The sequence below is a fragment of the Candidatus Borrarchaeum sp. genome (genome assembly GCF_019058535.1).
Taxonomy (GTDB): Archaea; Asgardarchaeota; Sifarchaeia; order Borrarchaeales; family Borrarchaeaceae; genus Borrarchaeum; species Borrarchaeum weybense.
In genome coordinates this window covers 11997-29616 of the sequence record NZ_JAHPYX010000257.1, presented here as the reverse complement: position 1 = coordinate 29616, position 17620 = coordinate 11997, and the positions used below count along the sequence as shown (strand labels likewise).

The window sequence follows — 17620 nt, the reverse complement described above, 5'->3', positions numbered from 1 at the left end:
GCCTTTCACAATGTAGTATGTTTAATAGATGAAATTGAATAATTATTTGGATAAAGATTTAGAGAATGTGAAAAGAAATGAATGACAAAAGTGACCTGAAACATTATCTTGATGTTAAGTTAAGGATTGGAAAACTCGATTCAGCGTTGTTATTTCTTTCCTCGTCCATAACTATCATTTTTGCACTCATACAAGTGTTTATTGGCGGAGTTGGTGCCCTGATATATTTCTTACCTTTATTTTTCTTGGGTTGGATTATTCCATTCTATGTAGGATATATTAAAGGAGGATTAGGAGATTCCGTTGTTGAGAGATGTAGAGGGTGGTTATATTTGATTCTGGGCATTATTATGTCTATTACCACTTTATCTATGGCTTTAATCGTTAGATTCTTCTCCGTGATAATAATGGTCATTTTTATGATTCCCATTATCTTCTTAGTTAGGATATGGAAAGACACTATAGTTAGAAAGATTTCTAAAATTTGTAACTACAAACTATCAAACGTAGAATCTATGGCAATGTCTTGCACATTTATAGCAGTTATGTCATTTTCTGGCTTTATCATCGCCTTCTTTATTACATTTCCGTACTACTATGCACTTGTGACTTTTTCCCCATTAGAATTCAATGTATTATTAATTTTTTTATTTGATCTTATATCACCATTTTTGGTGTGCTGGTTTTATTTTGAAAAAAGGAGCAAATATTATATGAATCGACTTGATATCTATAAGGAACCAATTAAGAAGCCAAAATTAGCCAGAACGATAACGATCCTAAATGTAGTTTTAATATTGACTTGCCTCATCTTAACAGGTCTCATACTAATAATGTTATATTTTTCAGTGATAAATATTTATATCAGATTTTTAGCAATCATTAATATCTGGTTGATGTTTTTTAACCTCGTACTTTTCGAAAAAACGGGAGATTTATTTATTTACTTTTGATGGGAAAATTAAGGCTTATAATGGTGCAAACACTCCTTTAAATTCCTTCTTTTCTTCTTTTTGATTGTTAATTAATTTTTCTAAGTTCTTTACCGATATCATTACTTATAACCCATCCTCAACTTTCAATTGTTCTATCTCTTTCAAGAGTAGTTCAGGCAGTTGTTGTTCTGCAAGTCTCTTCTTTAATTCAAGTCTATATCGCTCAATCTTTTCACGTATATCATTGAGTTCTTTGATTTTTTTCTTAAGCCTGTAAATATTAAGATCTGAAAGGACTAAAATAAGAAGGACAAGTATAGCCCCTACCAAAAATCCGATAATCAAGAAGAAGGCGACGGTTAGAACTACCGCAATATGCAACACAAGTAGATCATTTTCGTAAAAAAATAGAAAAACACTTTTTACTTGTGAGATCATTCGATCATACCTCATTACCTAAGTAGCCATCTCAAAAATAATATTATTGCACTTGTGAAAACCACGCCGCCGATTACATCTAACCAGAACACGATTGCCAGCCAGAGATTCGGTTTTAATCCAACGAAGTTCAATAAAGCCGTATAGGTAAAAAGATGATGTGCGAAGAAGAGATATAACACTGCGCCAATTCCTATAAAGGGAATCAGTATGAACCCTGAGATAAACGCGAATCCGCAGTACTTAGCACCGTGTATCAGAGTTCCTCCAACTGCCCAGCCAATAATAAAATTCATTGTAAGCCATAACATCACAATAAAACTTATTGAGCCAACACTTAATTCAACATCTCCCAAATTAAGTCACCTCCTTCCTCATTACTTAGGTACTTGCGTTTCAAAGTCCTCTTTACCTTCCTGATCGCCATAGATTACAGACAGAATGTTGTCTACTTGCATTTCGAGACAGTTTATCGCGTCAATAGTTTTCATTAAAAACTTACGAAGTGTTTCTTTTCCAGGCTTTTCCTGAGAGACTTCTGTAATTTCTTGGATCTTTCGTATTGCATGATCCCAAAGGTCTTGAATCATGTGATTCGTATGATGTCCGTACACAGGTACTTTTGCTAAAATCCTCTCCATTTTCAGATCGTCTATTTCTGACCTGTTTACGAATAAATATGGTTTTTTCCAAGTAGCTATATCAACTAATTCAGGGCTTAAAGGTTCACATCTTTTGTAAGACCCTAGTGCCTTACATTCGGTACATTCGTATGGTGCCCCGCTATCCTTATCCAGGTAGAATCCACAGTTTTCACAATAATACGGTATGCGATCACGCCTCCTTTATTTAGTCCACGATACACCCTTACTAAGCCCATTCGTCCATAGTACACTTGCAACGGTCACATGATCCTTCCATTTGCGAAAGGGATATGTACAGTCTTTCCATGGAGATGTTACGTCAGGGTATCGTGGTACAGGCACGGTTCTTGGATTCGGGTTTGGTATAACTACGGGCTTTTCAACGACCTTAATAACCTCTTTGACCACAACTTTTTCTTTCACTATTTCTTCTGGTTTTGCTAAAATTAGTTTTCCATCAAGAATGTATCCAACCCAAATTGAGCCACAAATACATTCAACAGGCTTCTCTATTGTTGGAATACGGGGCAAGGGACTCCCGCATTCAAGACATTCGATTTTTACCAAAGGCAAAGATACCGACATTCTTTTAAGACCTCCTTTAATTCATTTTAATTTTCTAAGAACTAATCCTCCGCCTCCCGTCGCTGTGAACTCCCAAAAGCAGTCAGTTCCTTTTTTTAAACCGAAGGCTTTTGCTAAATCGCTGGAAATAGTAATTTCATGTTGCGTGGAGTATTTTATGCCTTCTTTAGTCGGGTAAGGAACTTTTTTGACTCTAACCTTATAGGTTTTAGTTCCTGTATCAGAAATTTTTATCACCTAAGTATTGGTTTTTCATACCTATAAATTTAGTATAAAGTTTTAGGTAGTAAAAATTATATATAAGTTATTAGTTACACTTGTAGGTATCAATGTAACCAGAGGCGATTTTGTGAAAAAAGCCGTAGGATACATAAGGGTAAGTACGTCGGGACAAGAAGAAAAAACAAGTCCAGAGGTACAAAAAGACGTTGTTAAAGAAAATATAAAGGCAATTGGTTACAAATTTATTCGATTTTATGATGATGCTAAACGATCGGCAAGTGGATATACCTCTAAGCGAACAAACTTCAATCAAATGATCGAGGATGCCCGGCAAGGTAAATTTAATGCGATTTTTGTCACTGATTTAAGTCGATTTGGGCGAGATCACAAGATCCGCATGAAAAATCTTTGGTTTTTGGATGAGATTGGTGTAGAAGTCTGGAAGGGTTCAACAAAAGTCGATCTTAACGATCCTAAAACGTATTTACTCGAATCAATTGACGCTTACGCTGACTCAGAAAAGAAAAAGGAAGAAGTTAGCAAAAGCAAAACGTCAAAAAAATTTAATGCCACAATGGGAATCCCACAAAATAGAGCTCCTTTTGGTTATCGAAACAAAAAACGAGTTATTCCCTCGATTGGTAGAGAAGTTGCTATTTTTGAAATCGTTGAACATGAAAAAGAAATTGTAGAGAAAATCTTTAAGAGAAGAGCCAAAAATGAATCAAAATATTACATTGCAAAGGATATGAACTTGGGGCTTGTAAAGGTTTCTCGCATTCTCAAAAACAAAACTTATTGCGGGTATTTCTATTGGCAAGGAAAGTGGCACGAAGCACATCCAGAGTGTATTCCGAAAATTATTTCAGAAGAAGTTTGGGAAAAGGTGAATAAAGATGAATGAATTGGAAAAAAAGTTCAAAGAAGAAGCAAAAAGGCGTGGTTGCGAAGTTCTTAGAGGAGGTTATCCCGATTTCTTAGTAATCCCACCAGAAGGTGACCCCTTCTTTGTTGAAGTGAAAAAAGACGGGACCTATTTAACTAAAAAACAGCATAAGATGATAAGAACATTTAGTCAGTTAGGATTGTCTGTTTTTATATCTTTTAATGGTGAATGGGCTTGTATGGCAAATCCGAGTGACTATTACAGAAAATCAATGCAGAAGAAGAAGTTTAGAATAACGCCATAAAACGCGAAGGATTAATTATTACTCTTCCTATTACTGTAAACTCAAATCTTAGTACTTAGGTAGTTCATAATGATCAATTTAATTTATTAGTGTGGTTGAGTGGTTCCTTATAGTATGCGACGCAGAAGTAAAATAATAATTGCCATCTTAGGCTTACTTGGATTCATAACGCTGACAGTCCTCTTGGCATATTGTAAGGTTGTTTCTTGGAACCAAGCAATGTCTTGGTTAATAGGAGGACTTGTAATAGGAGTCATCCTGTTTTTTCTTGATCGTCTACTATTTGGGGGGCAATCTGCACGTGAGAAACATAAACTTGAACAAAAGGCCGCCCAACGTAGAAAACTTGAAGGTTATCTTAACGCTCATTATGAGAATGACCTTTTACCTGTAATAAAAGCATGGCTTCAACCGCTTGTCCCCCCAATAGACGATAGTCGCCAAGAATACTCATTGCTTTCAGCGTCCGCATATTATCATCCTCACGGAAAATCTGTTATATCAGAGCTTTCTGAGCCAAACCACCATCGAGAAAATATCGTCAAAGAAGTCATCGAACATCTTCGCACAGGCTATCCTGAAGTTTGGGGTAAATGGATAAGTCTAAAAGAGGCGGTAAACGACCATCTGGGCAGTGTGGTTCAAAAATGGGAAAAGATTGAAGAAGATGTTAAAGTTATAGCTGAGGAGCAGGGTCTAGCAGGGTGGGATGGAAAGGGAACGAAGCCCACCACCGATTATTGCAGTATTAACCATCTTGTCGAAGCGACCTGGAACGATCCTGAATATTATCGAACCCAGAAGAGGCACTCCTGGGATGAGTATGAGATCCATCCTGCGGGAGAAGGGTTTCAATTCGGAGGAACTTGGGCATATAGCCTAAGACGTGAAGTTCTTGAAGAATTAAAAAAGCGTCTTACTAATGAGAGCAATAAGATTACAGAGGAAAAAAAGAACCTTGAAGAAGAGAGATCGAACCTTGAGAGTGAAGGTGAGGTGATCAAGAACTCTTTGAAGAACATCGAAGAAGATTACATACGTCGCCATATAGAGATTCGTTCATCTTGTCCTACATGCAAAAAGTGGCTCAATGAACTAACTGAGCTAGATGCGTAACATATCCAGCTATTTTCAGTGGTGTTCAGTTAGTTTATATAATTAATTTATTCTATACTGAAGTGCATAAATGCAATAATTTTTTATCATATTTTTGATATAGTATCTCAGTGATATTAATGAAAGAGCGTCCTTTATTGAAAGGTACTAATATTTGCATCTGTATTCATTTTGATGTCGATGATGAATCGTATAACAAAATTATTGAAGCTTACAAAACTATATTTCCCGAAGAGAAGGATCATCTAGAAGAAAATCTGGTGAGAAAATTCTTAAAATTTAATATTATGCCACCTATTTTAAAAGGGTTAGAAGATGAAAAGATACGTGCCAATTTTGCTCTTCAAATTTATCCGTCTAAAGACCGATTTGCGCGTATTATGACAGATAAGATGTCTTCTAATACTTTAAATTCTGGTGTTAAATATCACGATTTTGGAAAACTAGAAAACATATTAGATGAAAAAGCATCAGTTTTTTACAAAATGGAGTGGGAAATAAATACTGATGAAAATGGAAACGTATTTTATGAATACGAAAATAAAAAAGAGACTCCCTTTGAAGATTATAGGAGATATAGTGAATTATGGTTGAAACATCAAGAAAAATTTCATGGAAGTTGTTGTGCAAAACTTATACTAAATGCAAAAAATGTTAAACTCGTGGGTGGACTTAAATTTCCACAAAAACTTATTCTTCCAGATGTTATCATAAATAAATTTGGTGAATCTACGTTAACAGGAATTAAGATCGGATTTGAAGACTCTCCTTTAGGTGTTAGGTCTATAAAGATTGAAAGAGCTGATGATGAACTTATTTTAGATATAAAAACGGATTTTGAAACTGATTCACCACAAAATATACTTAGAGAGGTATATGAAACAATAGTGGACATAGGGAAACTAATGGTGGGGGTGCCCTAATTGGATATTAATGTCACAAAGAAAAGTGCTGCTCTTGGTAGAGTCTTTTGTGCTCACGAACCTTTTTGCGAAGTTGTTCGTTCTAGAGATGAACTCTTAGGACTAAAAGAACATGAATTGAGAGAGATAAAGGAAAAATTAGGGGAATATAAAACAGTTACCAAGATGCTTTTCGAAATAATTAATAGAACTTTATTGCCATATAACGCTGTTCTCAATATATATAGTGAGAAAATCTCAAAAATAAAAGAGGTAGAGGCCGTATATATATTTTTAAGAGATAATGTAATCGATATCTGGACAATAATAAAAGAAGATGATTTTGATGTTAAAAGAAAAATAGCAGAGGTTCAGGGAGAAATAGTAGATGTTTTTCAAGAGGTATTATTTGATTTTTTGATTCTATCTAAAGAAGATATAGAAGCAGATCAAAGTTTATTAGAAGATAGTATAGAAATCTATCAGAAATAGGTAGAGGTTTTCTATATTGAATACAACCGCACATTCTAAGCAAGCAATTCATAATGAACGTTTTTTAAAAGATCTGCTTCAGGGGAACACACCTTATCGAGATTGGGTAATAACAGTCACATTTTACACAGCACTTCATTATGTGCATGCTTATTTCGCAAACATTGGAATCGCGAATAAAAAGCGTAAAAATCATAGTTTAGTCATAGGCTTAGTTAGAGCTAGATTGACTTGCATTTCAAATGACTATTACCTATTATATGAAGAATGTAGACGTGTCAGGTATTATCAGAAATATCAAAAACGAATTAGCCATAGCCATATTAATTACTATCTCTCTCTATTTAGAACTATAAAATCTCATCTACAGTCACTTTTAGGGAATACTTTAATACCTCGTTTACGGTAAATATCCACCTAATTTTGATCGAACAGAGTCGTCTGGAACTTTTACAAGGTTTACTAAGGAGAGGCTCTCCTAATTTACAAATAACCAGTTTTACGTGTATGGAGCCTTGGCTTGTGATTGCGACTCAATCATTTTAGATGAGTGTTTAAAAAAATTCTCAACTTAAGAAAAATTCTGGTGGCATGCCAAAAATCAACCCATTTGTAGCAACTATGCCTCCCAAAAACAGCAGGAAATAGATAAGTACGGCATTCCCTATTCTTGAAGGATCTATAGAATCCCAATGAAAGACCATCAGAATGTTTGAAAAAATGCCAATAGCAGCTATATATTGAAGCATCACGAATATGTTATTAATTACCATCCATTCAAGCAATAACCCTTGATCGTAGAGGATTAAGAAAATACAGAAGGTATTAACAACCCGGCCAGATAGCAGATATGTAGTCTTATATGTACCTAGGCATTCCCATAGCAAGGCAAGTGTTATAAAGAATATTACGGAAAAAGAAAAGAAAAACTCAAAGGTCATCATCTGGAGAGTGGCTAAAGTAGCAACCACGGAGATAGAAGCAAAAGCAAAAGCAGGCTTGGAAACATAATGTTTTTCTTTTGCTAGACTCCACAGAAGTCCTACAATATTTATAAATATTGCTGCTTCCGTCCCAGATATTAGCATTATAACAACACTTTCTCATTTTCTATCTTAATTTCAAGAATAATGAATTGTTCTCTCTAAGTATCCGTTTTTGCCTTCTTTGAGGCATACTGAGTTTATAAATGTATCTCTTACTTGCACTAAGTACTTGTGTAATTATAATATTTGCAAAAACCAAGTTATGGGTAATTAAAAACAATTATTAATACCTATCATAAGGTTATTAGTCTTATTTTAAAAAATAACCGACAAAACTAGGGAGTAGGTATATAGGTTGTGAGATATAAAAGTTTTAGGATAGTTCATAAAAAATTTAATTCACTTGCTAATGTTGGCGATCCCCCTAACTTTTCCCATAATTAAATTATTCTGATTCTACGATCTCAATTCTCAAATATTTTTGAGTTTAAGGGTGATATTGATTTTACCAGGTAACAACGACCGACTATTTCAAGAGACTTCTTCCTCATTACTTAGGTACTAAGGAATGAGACCTAAAAATATAAATATAAGTTATAAGAAAGAGGTTGGCCAGACATCTACTGCAATGGCAGTCACGGGGGATTTCATAAGTCTGTCAGGAAATCCTCTAAAGGTGTATAGTAGAGCCCCTAGCGAAGTCCTGCTTTGCTAGGGGCATACCAGAGATTTATTTCCTGCTGACTGAAAAATTCCCCCCCTGTGGCGCTCTCAGTTTCTTTATCTTTTTTTATTTTTGGTCAAGTAAAGGGGTAAAATACGTTTGAGCGTATATTTTCACTTTTTTAGTTGTAAAAAGGTCTCCCTCTTTTTAAATACAAGTACTGCTCTCCGTTTGAGAGCAAACCGAAAATAAAATCAAAGGAGGTGGAGTAGATAAACGCATTTACTACAGGGAAACAGTTTGCTTTTGCAGATTTGCTGACGTTAGTACGAAAAATCAAGGAAGATGAATCAATGAAGACAGAAGAAAAATTAGATACACTCGAAGAGGAAATCGAAGGCAAAATAGTAGACAACGCTATAGATGCAGTAGGGAAAGAGAGTTGAAGCGTTTATCTATCACCGAGGAAGGTAGTTTAAAAAAATAAAGTGTCACGCCTACCTACCTCACCCCGATACGTCCCTAAAAGGGATGTCATCGGGACTCCCTCGATAGATAAGCTTCGCGCTAAAACAATAGTTGAAAGTCTTACTACAAAAGGATTACGGTAAAAGGAGCCGACTTTTCTCCTTTTTTTTATTTTCCCAAAAAATGTGAGGAGGAATTTACCTCAAATAATTTAATAATATACTTAGTTACACATGTATAACCTACTCTCATCCAGGGGACTCCCTCTTTAACAGGCATTTATCTTTATGCCAGTAGAATTGCGAAGACAACTGTACCAAAAAAGATAAGGATCGTTAAAATATTTGAAGTTGAAAAAAACGGTTCTTTCCATGGCTTGATTTTCTCAAAGTGAGTATTAACAATCCCTTTTAAGTTGCTCAGTCTTGGTGCAGCGTCCATTATTTTACTAAAACATTCTAAAGTTTCAGGGATCATATCCATCATTAGATATATTATACTCATATAAAGGAGAGCCGATAGTTCTTTTCTTTCTTCTAAATTGCCGTATTTTATAATTAAATACATAGTTCCAATGCAATTAGTGAATTCCTCTCCTTCTTCGAGTAATGAGTCATAATAAGAAAAATATCCCTTCATATACCTATAAAACTCTTCTAATAGGATGGTATGTTTTTCAGTTTCTCGACTTTTTCTTACTCTTAAGGGGTGTGTCAGAACTTGACTAAGAAGTATGGGGCGAAGAGTTATGGCGAAGTCCGATTTATCTTCTTCAGATTTGAGTTCTCTTCCCTCGAAAATAATCTCTCCGAATTTTTTAAATCGCTTAATTTCTTTATTTGAGTTTTCTTTTTTCTCTTCTTCTTCAATGATCTTATCCCATTCAACTTTAGCTTTCTGAAGTGTTGGAGTTTCTTTTATTAGATCTTCTAAATAAGAATCTATTCCTAAAAGGCAATAGAGGGATCCCACTTGAGGATTAGGTCTAAAAGGGTCTTTAATTGTGGAATACATAATTAGAATCATTAAGAAGATCATAATGTTTTCCAAAACATAAAATGACATCTCTAAAAATTCGTTAGGAATAAATATATTCATATAAACTCCTAGATAGGGATTTACTATCTGTCTTAACAATAAAACGAATACTAGTAGTCCTAGTAGAAGGTTATACAGCTTAAGTGCTCTATCTGTAATTCTATCAAGAAAAGTATACTTCCCTATATTCAAAAACAGTAGTATATTTTCTGAAGAATGCTTTTTCGTTAATGTGTTTGAATATTTTCGAGACCCTGAAGATAAGATAATAACTACTATAATAAGGGCTATTGGAATGCATAGAAAAATAACACTTGATAAGAAATACTTTTGATATGTCAGAATTGAAACTAGAATGTTAATTAATCCTAGAGGTACTAGGAAAATAAAGAGTCTTCTATTTGAGTCTTTTATCCAACTTATCAAAGATAAACCGAGTTTTTGTATCTTTTGATTTGAAAGTATTCTTATGAAGATCTTTGCTAATGACATTAGTTATACCTATCCATGTTCCATTTAAAAGGTTCAAAATTTATAAACGTTAGTATTATTTAGTTTCTAGGTATTATAACTTATCTCATACACAAAAACTGAGTCATAAAAGATATATTTTGAGAACTAATACTTAATAATAAACTCAATTGGAGTGGGATGTTATCCGACAAAATTAGGAGATTAATACAAATATTTGGAAAAAATAAAAAATTTATCATATTAATGTGATTAGAAAAAGAGATTAGGATTGAGAAAGCATAACTCTCAAAAGATCAAATGCAGTACGTATTTCTGCCGCTGATTTTGCTTCTCCGTGTTTCGTTCCCTCACCCGTCAATCTCTTAATCATATAGGGTGCGGAACGAATACCTCTATTCTCTTTGAGCCAAGATATGAATTCCTCCAAAGGAGGGATCTCTAGTTTTGAGGTCCTCTGTATTTTTGATAAACTTGCTATTTTGGTCTCCAAGTGGTTAATTCGATCCTCGAATGCAGTAGTAGCCTCTTGTTGCGCCTTTGTTTCTAATTTCGATAACTGCTTTTTGAGGGTTTCAAGTTCGGCTTCTTGTTTTTTGAAGTGTTCTAAATCATTCTTAAGTTTATTAAGTTCTTTTTCTTGGACCTCGAATCGCTTTAAGTCATTCTTTTTTATTTCTACGGTATCCTTTGGTTCAGTTTTAAGTTTAGGTGGCAGAATAGGTTCTTCTGCGGATTCTTCCGCCTCTTTTAGTGCCTTACTTAGTGCCATTATGTAAATACTCCTCCTCAATAAGTTCTATAAACTGTCTCTCGTCATCAGAGAGTTCTTTTGCTAAGATTTTCAATGCCGATCGGGGCAATTTTGCTAACGACTCGTTAAGAATTTTGAATCCTCTCCGTAACTTGTCGTATGAATCTACACGGTGGATTATTAACGCTGTTAGTGAATTTGTATTAGGATCGACTCCTACTTTATCGTTCCAAGCGTTTTTCTTTTCACTTTCTATCCGAAAATGGATATAACTGTCCTTTTCGCCCCATTTACGTCTCAAAATATACACCCCAATTTGTGATAACAATTCTGGACCAGGAACTATTTCGTTATCACAACTTACTACTTTGTTATTACACTTGTAATAACAAACTTAATATTTAAGTTTTATGTCTTAGTTTTTGGTTTTTAGTATATGACTACTTAGGTAGTAAGAAAAAAGAGAAATTAGACAAAAAGAAATTAAACTCAGTTCACTCTTGACTGGGGAGATTATTTACGAGGCAGATATACCCCTCTACGTTCTTGCAGACCCGTTCTTCTACTTCTGAAATCCGCTGCAAACCCGAGACTGTACTCCAAAATTCGTCTAAGCGACCGTCCTCCCAAGCATTAGCGAGATTACGAAATTGAGTTGCTGAAATCTCATTTAACAGTTCACAGGCTTCTTTTCGCTCGTTTTCGTTCAAAGAACGCCCTCCTTTCGTAGTTTCATAAATGCTATCGTAGCTTTCTTGCCTCGTTCCGCCATCTCTTCAGGTGATAACGCTTTAACTCTTGCAACGGCCTCTTTCAAACTTTTGGTCAGTTCTTCACGGTTTCCCATTTAGTTCACCACGTACTACTAACTAAGTTATTTCTTAAGAAGTTTTGTTTGAAAATGTTCATCAGTACCTAAGTACTTTTAAAATGATACATAACGTAGATGAGCACCAGCACACACAATATTCCTGGCACAATAAGTATGATAAGTATGCCCTGAATATACTCGACATCGCGTGTGACCTGTACTTCTTCCGACTCATTTCTTCTAAAAATTTCTAATAAAACGTCCCCGATAGAAATACTATTTGGGAGATGAGTGAAACTAAAAAGAAAACTAACCGAACCTTTGTAGAGTGCTTTTCTTATAATATGCAAAGAGAGGCTTTAATCTAACTATACTTACTGAATTCTTTCAGTAGTTCATCATATAACGCATCAAGAGTATTTAACGGAATATTTAACACTTTAAACCATGTTTCGTCCAGTTTACGCAAAGCAGAACTCGAATCCTTATTTCGTGCTTTAGAGATTGTTTCAGCGAAAGAGGCGCGATTTTCGAGGGAAATACTTTTATTATGAGTGTTAGACGCATCCCATATCAGTTTTTTCTGTTCCTTCGAAAACTGTGGAATGTTTGGAAATCCCATTAATGTTTTCAAGTCGGTTGAATACAATCGGCGAAAAGGTCCTGAAGCAACTCTGGATTTTTTGATGTAATCTAACAGGAAGACAGAACTTGTTAGATATGCAAAAAGGATATCTATATTTTCTTGTGTTTCTTGGCTATCGTTAGCTGGGATAAATATAACTGAAACGAATCTTGTGCTTTCTAATGCTTCAGGGGAACGTATAGCTATCGTCTTGCAAGCAGTTATCGTCACTTTATATCGAATAAAGAGGTTTGCTGGTCGAGGTGGCGCAAAAACCCAACTAGCTACGATTTTTCGAAATAATTCGCCCCATTTAAAGTAATCTTCCTTTAGGTGTTGGGAAAATTCTCTATAATGAAGAAAATAAAGAAAGGGAAAATCTTTGGATAAATAAGGTGGTTGATCATCTAGTTCTCTGATTCTCCGAACTAGACTTTTTGTTAAAAATTTCTTTGGTATACTGATCACATCGGGGATGTTTTCATCTGGAAATTCTTCAAGTAGTAACCTTCGAGTTTGTGATGTTTTTTCGACAGTTAAAGTTGTATCTGAATCCTTTACTAAACTCCAATATTTGTTGGGCAGCCAAAAATAATCTACTGGTTTTGAGGCATTTTCACCCCCTGTTATGACAAAGTTAAGGATATCTATTGGAACAAAATCTCTTTGGAATAATTCAAGTAGACCTGGAGGAGCAAAACTCCATTCTCTACATGACATTGCCTGTAACTCATCTTGAGGAATCAACTGTCCTTCAAAATAATCTATGGAAAACCTTCTTTCATCAACTTTCATAATTTTTTCGGCTAATTCTTGAATATCACAGTTCTCTAACTCTTCCTTGAGTTGAATCATTTTTACATTCTGTTTATATCCACTCTCCATCACAACAAGCATCTCTTGTTCTTTTGAATCTGAAAAACTGGGATCTTTCAGGGGGGCGTTAATCATGTACTTCACACCTAGATTTGTTTTTTTAAATATTTTTTTCCACACCCGCTCCATATAGCGTGTCGCTATTGCTGCTCGCGGAAGTACAAGACCAATCCGTCCTTTCTTGCGTAACATCCGAAATTCAGGGGCTAAAAGAATAAATGAGGCGTATAAATTCCAATCACGCCATCCGTGCTCAAGACCATAACGTTTTGAAACTTGCAAAAGAATTTTTCGTTCATCTTCTGTTAAACGACTTCCTCTTGTAAATGGCGGATTCATGATTACTATATCTGCCTGAAGGCCAGGTTTTAGAATGGTTTCTGCGCCATCAGTGGTTTGTTTTGTAAATTCCTTGAAGGAAATTTCTTTGTTAGCTAACTGCTCAATCAACTTTATAATATGCGCTTTAGGAAGACTAAAGGCATTTTCGGTGAGTATACCTACCAAATTGGTCCATAATTCCGGGTCCTGAATCGCGAGATTTACGCTCGCAAGGATGGTGGCGAAAACAGATATATCAGAACCAATAATTTCACCTAATAATTTTTGATGTTGTGCTTTATCCCCTAATATTCGCTTTTTCTGGAGATAGGCCTGAACTAATAATGTTCCAGAACCACAAGCCGGGTCTAAGATTGTTTCATGACCTGATTCGATGGTAAGACGTGCAAGGAGTTCTGCAGCTAATGGTTTAGTGTAATAAGCAGCCAATTTCTTCCTCAAGTCAAATGGAATTAGTCTTTGAAACAATAACCCCAAGAGGTCATGTTGAATAACTAACTCGCTTGATAACCCCTCTAAACTTTTAATCATTTGATTTAGTGTATCCTTAGCTTTATCGGGCAGGTTTGGAAATATTTCGTAACTATAAATCGCTCTATAATTGATTTCGTCTCTGATTTCATTTAATAATTCCTGTATCTGAGTGGGCACCCCATTTGTTATTCTTAGCGGACGTAACTTTGGATTAACATTTCTTTCAGCTATAACGCGTGATTTTCTGAGAACTATAAAGAATAATAACTGGGCAAGTGCCACGAACGCTGCCCCTCTATATCTCGCCTCTTCTTTCTCCTCATCGGTCTTATAAACAGCTTCATCTTCCAGTGCCTTGATTCTTAAGATATCTTCCCATAAGTTTACATCCACTTGCGAAACAAATGACATAAGTTGATTCATTGATGTATCTAGTGTCTCAATAATTCTCTCGACTGGTAAGGGCATGGGGATATGAGAAATATCCTCTTTTATACATTCCACAATCCAACTAGCAACTTCTTTTACATCAGTACACGTGGTACTTTTTCTTAATCGTTCAACTGTAAAATGATGACTTGCTACATCTTTGTAATTTGTTAAAAAGCCTAAACGAGCTTTTAAATCAGTCATATATCGATATAATTGACCAAAGTGCTCATTCTTCTCAATACTTTCGTTAAAGACCTTAGTATCTATAATGGCTACAATGGCTCGGTTCTCATCCCATTTAATGAGATCTTCATCTATTGTAATAAATTCTCTATTGAAGATTATTAGATCAGGTTGATCTCTTCCTTTCTTTTTGATAAAATGTTCTCTATGCTTTAGTGAACTTTCCTCAGCAACATAAAACAATTTTCCCAGAAGTTCTTGTAGTTCTCGAATTAATTCATTTCTGGCTCCAATTTCGGTTATCTTTGCTTCCATAACAAACCCTACCCACCGTGAAGTTCAGAATATAACTCTATGTTAATTTCTTAATAAATGCCTAAGTACTTTTGTTGTGATAATTGTTGAAAATTGTCACGATTTTTCCTGCAAAATTTGCATGAACCTGCAGGATGTCAGTATTATCCAGGAAACCAATTCGTATTACTCATTACCTAAGTAGTCACGAAGGATGCGTTCTATTTGCGCCCATGTCATTTAAACTAATACTAGAGTCTCAATTCTGAGTTTGTGGTTGTCCTCAGCACTTAAGTAGTAGTGAAGTCAATCATTAATAGGTGAAAAAAGAATGCCGAGAGAATGGGGAAGTTTTAACAAACATCTTCTCTCGCAAAAGAGAGAAGTCAACTCTCTTTTTAATATAAGGTGATGTCGAATGATCGTGGAGTCGCATATTGATCCCTCTTTAAAAGAATCAGTCTTGCAAGTTTCAATATTTGGGGCGGCCACCTGTCTTGTGGTGTTAATGTATATAGCACAATTCAAAAACGAGATCCCAAGAAGCACATCTCTTGCTTTTTTGGCGTTTATCGTCTCTGCACTATTCCTCTTTTCATCCATATTGTTGATCTTTAATGTAGAAATAAGTGGATTCATATTTTTCTTTTGTGGGATAGGTGGAATGATTGCATTATTAAGTATGTTTATGGGAACGATCTCGCAGGAATTGACCGTTGTTAGTTTGTTCAGTTTATTTGGAATAGTCATAGTTGCTGTAATTATCGAACGGGTTATACTCGCGTACGTAAAATCCGAATTGAAAAAGTAGAGTTGGCTTTAAAGAAAATGTGGAAATGGTCGCGTGTATTAAAAAACCAACAGTTTTTTGATTACATAAGTACTATTGATGACTACAAAAATGCACACTTATTGATATCGAAACTATACTGAATTTACTCCTATAGGGTTATGTTAGTTAGACTACATAGACTTCTCCCTGGAGCTATGCCACACGTGATAGGTTCTGATGTCTATTCTTTTACGATCTTAGAACATGCGTAGAATTTTTCTACAAACTATTTAAGACACCGACAAGCGTGTTCTATTACATAAATAAGTAAATACATCGTTCATACAACGAAACAGAATCTCTGAAGCTAAGACACTCTTTCAAAGAAGAACTATCATACTTTCAAGACTTTTTAGTGGTAGCAGTTGTAATGGTCGACAGGTAGAGAGTTGCTATTCGCACTCGAAGCTGGGGCACTAGATCGTGGTCTACACATTCGTAGACTGGAAACATAGGAGGAAGGGAGAACGACATGCAATATTCGGAATTATGTAACGAATTGAATAAATTCCTACAAGGAGGAGTCCCTCTTTCTACCATTAAGGATTGTTTCTCTCTCTATTGGAATAACGTTGACGAACAAGGCAATCACGAAAACAACATCGCCAAAGTTGAGTTACTCCATATAGCTGTGGAGGCCTACGAATCCGGGTGGTATTCAAAAGAAGACCTACAGAAAACTTTTTTGCATTATTCCTCAGAAGTGAACCATTCCCAGCATGGAGTAAATGAGGATCGTACACAAAGCCATGGGTGAGAACATCCCCTTAAAAATAAGGGTTTTGTACATAGGAAGGATTTTGTTTGCCATACCCCTCTTTTCTCTTACAATCCCCTTACACCTCTTTTTTGTGTAAGATAACGACCACATTCAAAATTTTGAAATTCTTGAAATCACTAATTCCTAACTACCTAAGTAGTCACGAACAATCAATCAAAAAAAAGAACGGAAGAAAGTTACAGTGAAGCCATAACCCTCTTCGCATTTTTTGTGGCGTCCTGATAGTTCTGTATGCAGTCCACGACCACTACAGTAAAGATGTCGTGACATTCCTCACACAGACCAAGCGGGGAAACGTTTTTATTTCCACATACCCTACAACTATCTGTAGGTGAAACTTTCTCATCTTTTGTAGACATTTAGATCGTCTCCGAACGGTTTATTTGCCTTGATGGGAAAGCACTACTTATACAACGACTTTTTTGACTTCTACTTTTTTCTCTGAAACAATGAATACTATATAGTCTTGTTCCTCTACATCTAACGCTTTGCAAACTTCAGGCGGTAATATCATTCTTCTTTGAGATTTTACTTTCACAATATATTTCTCTGACATTGTATTTTCACTTCTTTAGTGATTTCACTACTTTCCCTAAAATGGGAAAGTCACGGAAAATTTATATAGTTTTTCTTGTATAAATTAGTACCCATGTTTTAGGTTTTGAGTTTTAGGTTTAATGAAGTTGAAGGTGAGTCAATGATTGACGTAATTGACTCTGTAGTAAAAAATCTCGAAGACTGGGATATACACCCCGAGAGGCTACTGGACGCAATATTACTCGGTATGTCTGTAGAAGAACTTATTGACACATTTTACAACGTATATCAATATGAGTGTGACAATCAAGACTGTTTGGTCAATATTACAATAGGATTCGCCTTGTTAAACATGCCCGATATTTGCAGAGAACCAGGCTGTAATGAACCATGCGCTGAGGATCGGTACGGAAGCAAGTTCATTAAATGTGAAACGCATATCGCTAAGAGACATCAAAAACTCAGGGATTGGTTAGATTGGACGAGTTTGGAATTCAGCGGAGATTTAGAGAAATGGAAGTGACCATA

The 17620-nt window shown here is 35.4% G+C and carries 23 protein-coding genes; 10 read left to right on the top strand and 13 right to left on the bottom strand.

The features are described from left to right. Window positions 1-77 precede the first annotated feature (77 nt). Window positions 78-953: a hypothetical protein gene (locus QVB70_RS15875; protein ID WP_287588278.1), complete on the top strand. Its 876-nt coding sequence runs from the start codon at window positions 78-80 to the stop codon at window positions 951-953. A 105-nt stretch (window positions 954-1058) separates the two neighbouring features. On the opposite strand, the gene QVB70_RS15870 is transcribed toward QVB70_RS15875, so the two are convergent. The 5 genes from QVB70_RS15870 to QVB70_RS15850 form a co-directional block, all read right to left on the bottom strand. Next, window positions 1059-1373 (bottom strand): hypothetical protein, encoded by a 315-nt coding sequence (locus QVB70_RS15870; protein WP_287588275.1) that lies wholly within the window; start codon window positions 1371-1373, stop codon window positions 1059-1061. A 14-nt stretch (window positions 1374-1387) separates the two neighbouring features. Continuing rightward, window positions 1388-1729, bottom strand: a complete 342-nt coding sequence (locus QVB70_RS15865) for a hypothetical protein (protein ID WP_287588273.1) — start codon at window positions 1727-1729, stop codon at window positions 1388-1390. Window positions 1730-1750: 21 nt separating this feature from the next. After that, window positions 1751-2014, bottom strand: a complete 264-nt coding sequence (locus QVB70_RS15860; protein ID WP_287588271.1) for a hypothetical protein — start codon at window positions 2012-2014, stop codon at window positions 1751-1753. Between the two features lie 204 nt (window positions 2015-2218). Further along, window positions 2219-2602, bottom strand: a complete 384-nt coding sequence (locus QVB70_RS15855; protein WP_287588269.1) for a hypothetical protein — start codon at window positions 2600-2602, stop codon at window positions 2219-2221. Between the two features lie 21 nt (window positions 2603-2623). After that, window positions 2624-2839: a hypothetical protein gene (locus QVB70_RS15850; protein WP_287588267.1), complete on the bottom strand. Its 216-nt coding sequence runs from the start codon at window positions 2837-2839 to the stop codon at window positions 2624-2626. 112 nt (window positions 2840-2951) lie between these two features. Between QVB70_RS15850 and QVB70_RS15845 the strand changes: the two genes are divergently transcribed. The 6 genes from QVB70_RS15845 (at window position 2952) to QVB70_RS15820 (ending at window position 6933) form a co-directional block, all read left to right on the top strand. Next, entirely contained in the window at window positions 2952-3728 is a 777-nt protein-coding gene (locus QVB70_RS15845) for a recombinase family protein (protein WP_287588265.1), read from the top strand. Next, complete coding sequence (locus QVB70_RS15840) at window positions 3721-4014, top strand: VRR-NUC domain-containing protein (protein ID WP_287588263.1); 294 nt, start codon at window positions 3721-3723, stop codon at window positions 4012-4014. The genes QVB70_RS15845 and QVB70_RS15840 overlap by 8 nt, the downstream gene beginning before the upstream one ends. Before the next feature lie 114 nt (window positions 4015-4128). Continuing rightward, window positions 4129-5130: a hypothetical protein gene (locus QVB70_RS15835; protein ID WP_287588260.1), complete on the top strand. Its 1002-nt coding sequence runs from the start codon at window positions 4129-4131 to the stop codon at window positions 5128-5130. 119 nt (window positions 5131-5249) lie between these two features. After that, window positions 5250-6053 carry a hypothetical protein gene (locus tag QVB70_RS15830; RefSeq protein ID WP_287588257.1) on the top strand — a complete coding sequence of 268 codons (804 nt, stop codon included), beginning with the start codon at window positions 5250-5252 and terminating at the stop codon, window positions 6051-6053. After that, the gene (locus QVB70_RS15825; RefSeq protein ID WP_287588255.1) at window positions 6054-6524 is read left to right on the top strand and encodes a hypothetical protein; all 471 of its coding nucleotides are present in this window, start codon (window positions 6054-6056) and stop codon (window positions 6522-6524) included. 16 nt (window positions 6525-6540) lie between these two features. Further along, window positions 6541-6933, top strand: a complete 393-nt coding sequence (locus QVB70_RS15820) for a hypothetical protein (RefSeq protein WP_287588253.1) — start codon at window positions 6541-6543, stop codon at window positions 6931-6933. Window positions 6934-7090: 157 nt separating this feature from the next. Here the strand turns inward: QVB70_RS15820 and QVB70_RS15815 are convergent, their stop codons facing one another. The 7 genes from QVB70_RS15815 to QVB70_RS15785 form a co-directional block, all read right to left on the bottom strand. After that, complete coding sequence (locus QVB70_RS15815; protein ID WP_287588252.1) at window positions 7091-7612, bottom strand: hypothetical protein; 522 nt, start codon at window positions 7610-7612, stop codon at window positions 7091-7093. Window positions 7613-8927: 1315 nt separating this feature from the next. Then, window positions 8928-10172 carry a hypothetical protein gene (locus tag QVB70_RS15810; RefSeq protein WP_287588250.1) on the bottom strand — a complete coding sequence of 415 codons (1245 nt, stop codon included), beginning with the start codon at window positions 10170-10172 and terminating at the stop codon, window positions 8928-8930. Between the two features lie 244 nt (window positions 10173-10416). After that, a complete protein-coding gene (locus QVB70_RS15805) occupies window positions 10417-10923 on the bottom strand; it encodes a hypothetical protein (RefSeq protein ID WP_287588249.1) in 507 nt (168 codons plus the stop codon). After that, on the bottom strand, window positions 10910-11206 hold the full coding sequence (locus QVB70_RS15800) for a hypothetical protein (RefSeq protein WP_287588248.1): 297 nt from the start codon (window positions 11204-11206) through the stop codon (window positions 10910-10912). Before QVB70_RS15800 ends, QVB70_RS15805 begins: the two co-directional genes overlap by 14 nt. A 193-nt stretch (window positions 11207-11399) precedes the next feature. Then, window positions 11400-11615, bottom strand: a complete 216-nt coding sequence (locus tag QVB70_RS15795; protein ID WP_287588246.1) for a hypothetical protein — start codon at window positions 11613-11615, stop codon at window positions 11400-11402. Further along, window positions 11612-11752: a hypothetical protein gene (locus QVB70_RS15790; protein WP_287588245.1), complete on the bottom strand. Its 141-nt coding sequence runs from the start codon at window positions 11750-11752 to the stop codon at window positions 11612-11614. The genes QVB70_RS15795 and QVB70_RS15790 overlap by 4 nt, the downstream gene beginning before the upstream one ends. A 328-nt stretch (window positions 11753-12080) precedes the next feature. Continuing rightward, window positions 12081-14963: an N-6 DNA methylase gene (locus QVB70_RS15785; RefSeq protein WP_287588243.1), complete on the bottom strand. Its 2883-nt coding sequence runs from the start codon at window positions 14961-14963 to the stop codon at window positions 12081-12083. Between the two features lie 397 nt (window positions 14964-15360). Here QVB70_RS15785 and QVB70_RS15780 point away from each other — a divergent pair, with 397 nt between their 5' ends. Further along, the gene (locus QVB70_RS15780) at window positions 15361-15753 is read left to right on the top strand and encodes a hypothetical protein (protein WP_287588241.1); all 393 of its coding nucleotides are present in this window, start codon (window positions 15361-15363) and stop codon (window positions 15751-15753) included. A 493-nt stretch (window positions 15754-16246) separates the two neighbouring features. Next, a complete protein-coding gene (locus QVB70_RS15775) occupies window positions 16247-16531 on the top strand; it encodes a hypothetical protein (RefSeq protein WP_287588240.1) in 285 nt (94 codons plus the stop codon). Between the two features lie 430 nt (window positions 16532-16961). On the opposite strand, the gene QVB70_RS15770 is transcribed toward QVB70_RS15775, so the two are convergent. Then, window positions 16962-17111, bottom strand: a complete 150-nt coding sequence (locus QVB70_RS15770; protein WP_287588238.1) for a hypothetical protein — start codon at window positions 17109-17111, stop codon at window positions 16962-16964. A gap of 141 nt (window positions 17112-17252) precedes the next feature. On the opposite strand from QVB70_RS15770, the gene QVB70_RS15765 reads away from it, so the two are divergent. Then, window positions 17253-17615, top strand: a complete 363-nt coding sequence (locus QVB70_RS15765; protein WP_287588236.1) for a hypothetical protein — start codon at window positions 17253-17255, stop codon at window positions 17613-17615. Window positions 17616-17620: the final 5 nt, after the last annotated feature.

What these genes read in the sequence shown, in the direction of transcription:
- QVB70_RS15770 (WP_287588238.1), bottom strand. Translation starts at nt 17,111, where the DNA reads ATGTCAGAGAAATATATTGTGAAAGTAAAATCTCAAAGAAGAATGATA.
- QVB70_RS15780 (WP_287588241.1), top strand. Translation starts at nt 15,361, where the DNA reads ATGATCGTGGAGTCGCATATTGATCCCTCTTTAAAAGAATCAGTCTTG.
- QVB70_RS15785 (WP_287588243.1), bottom strand. Translation starts at nt 14,963, where the DNA reads ATGGAAGCAAAGATAACCGAAATTGGAGCCAGAAATGAATTAATTCGA.
- QVB70_RS15875 (WP_287588278.1), top strand. Translation starts at nt 78, where the DNA reads ATGAATGACAAAAGTGACCTGAAACATTATCTTGATGTTAAGTTAAGG.
- QVB70_RS15860 (WP_287588271.1), bottom strand. Translation starts at nt 2,014, where the DNA reads ATGGAGAGGATTTTAGCAAAAGTACCTGTGTACGGACATCATACGAAT.
- QVB70_RS15775 (WP_287588240.1), top strand. Translation starts at nt 16,247, where the DNA reads ATGCAATATTCGGAATTATGTAACGAATTGAATAAATTCCTACAAGGA.
- QVB70_RS15840 (WP_287588263.1), top strand. Translation starts at nt 3,721, where the DNA reads ATGAATGAATTGGAAAAAAAGTTCAAAGAAGAAGCAAAAAGGCGTGGT.
- QVB70_RS15835 (WP_287588260.1), top strand. Translation starts at nt 4,129, where the DNA reads ATGCGACGCAGAAGTAAAATAATAATTGCCATCTTAGGCTTACTTGGA.
- QVB70_RS15765 (WP_287588236.1), top strand. Translation starts at nt 17,253, where the DNA reads ATGATTGACGTAATTGACTCTGTAGTAAAAAATCTCGAAGACTGGGAT.
- QVB70_RS15810 (WP_287588250.1), bottom strand. Translation starts at nt 10,172, where the DNA reads ATGTCATTAGCAAAGATCTTCATAAGAATACTTTCAAATCAAAAGATA.
- QVB70_RS15870 (WP_287588275.1), bottom strand. Translation starts at nt 1,373, where the DNA reads ATGATCTCACAAGTAAAAAGTGTTTTTCTATTTTTTTACGAAAATGAT.
- QVB70_RS15855 (WP_287588269.1), bottom strand. Translation starts at nt 2,602, where the DNA reads ATGTCGGTATCTTTGCCTTTGGTAAAAATCGAATGTCTTGAATGCGGG.
- QVB70_RS15815 (WP_287588252.1), bottom strand. Translation starts at nt 7,612, where the DNA reads ATGCTAATATCTGGGACGGAAGCAGCAATATTTATAAATATTGTAGGA.
- QVB70_RS15790 (WP_287588245.1), bottom strand. Translation starts at nt 11,752, where the DNA reads ATGGGAAACCGTGAAGAACTGACCAAAAGTTTGAAAGAGGCCGTTGCA.
- QVB70_RS15805 (WP_287588249.1), bottom strand. Translation starts at nt 10,923, where the DNA reads ATGGCACTAAGTAAGGCACTAAAAGAGGCGGAAGAATCCGCAGAAGAA.
- QVB70_RS15830 (WP_287588257.1), top strand. Translation starts at nt 5,250, where the DNA reads ATGAAAGAGCGTCCTTTATTGAAAGGTACTAATATTTGCATCTGTATT.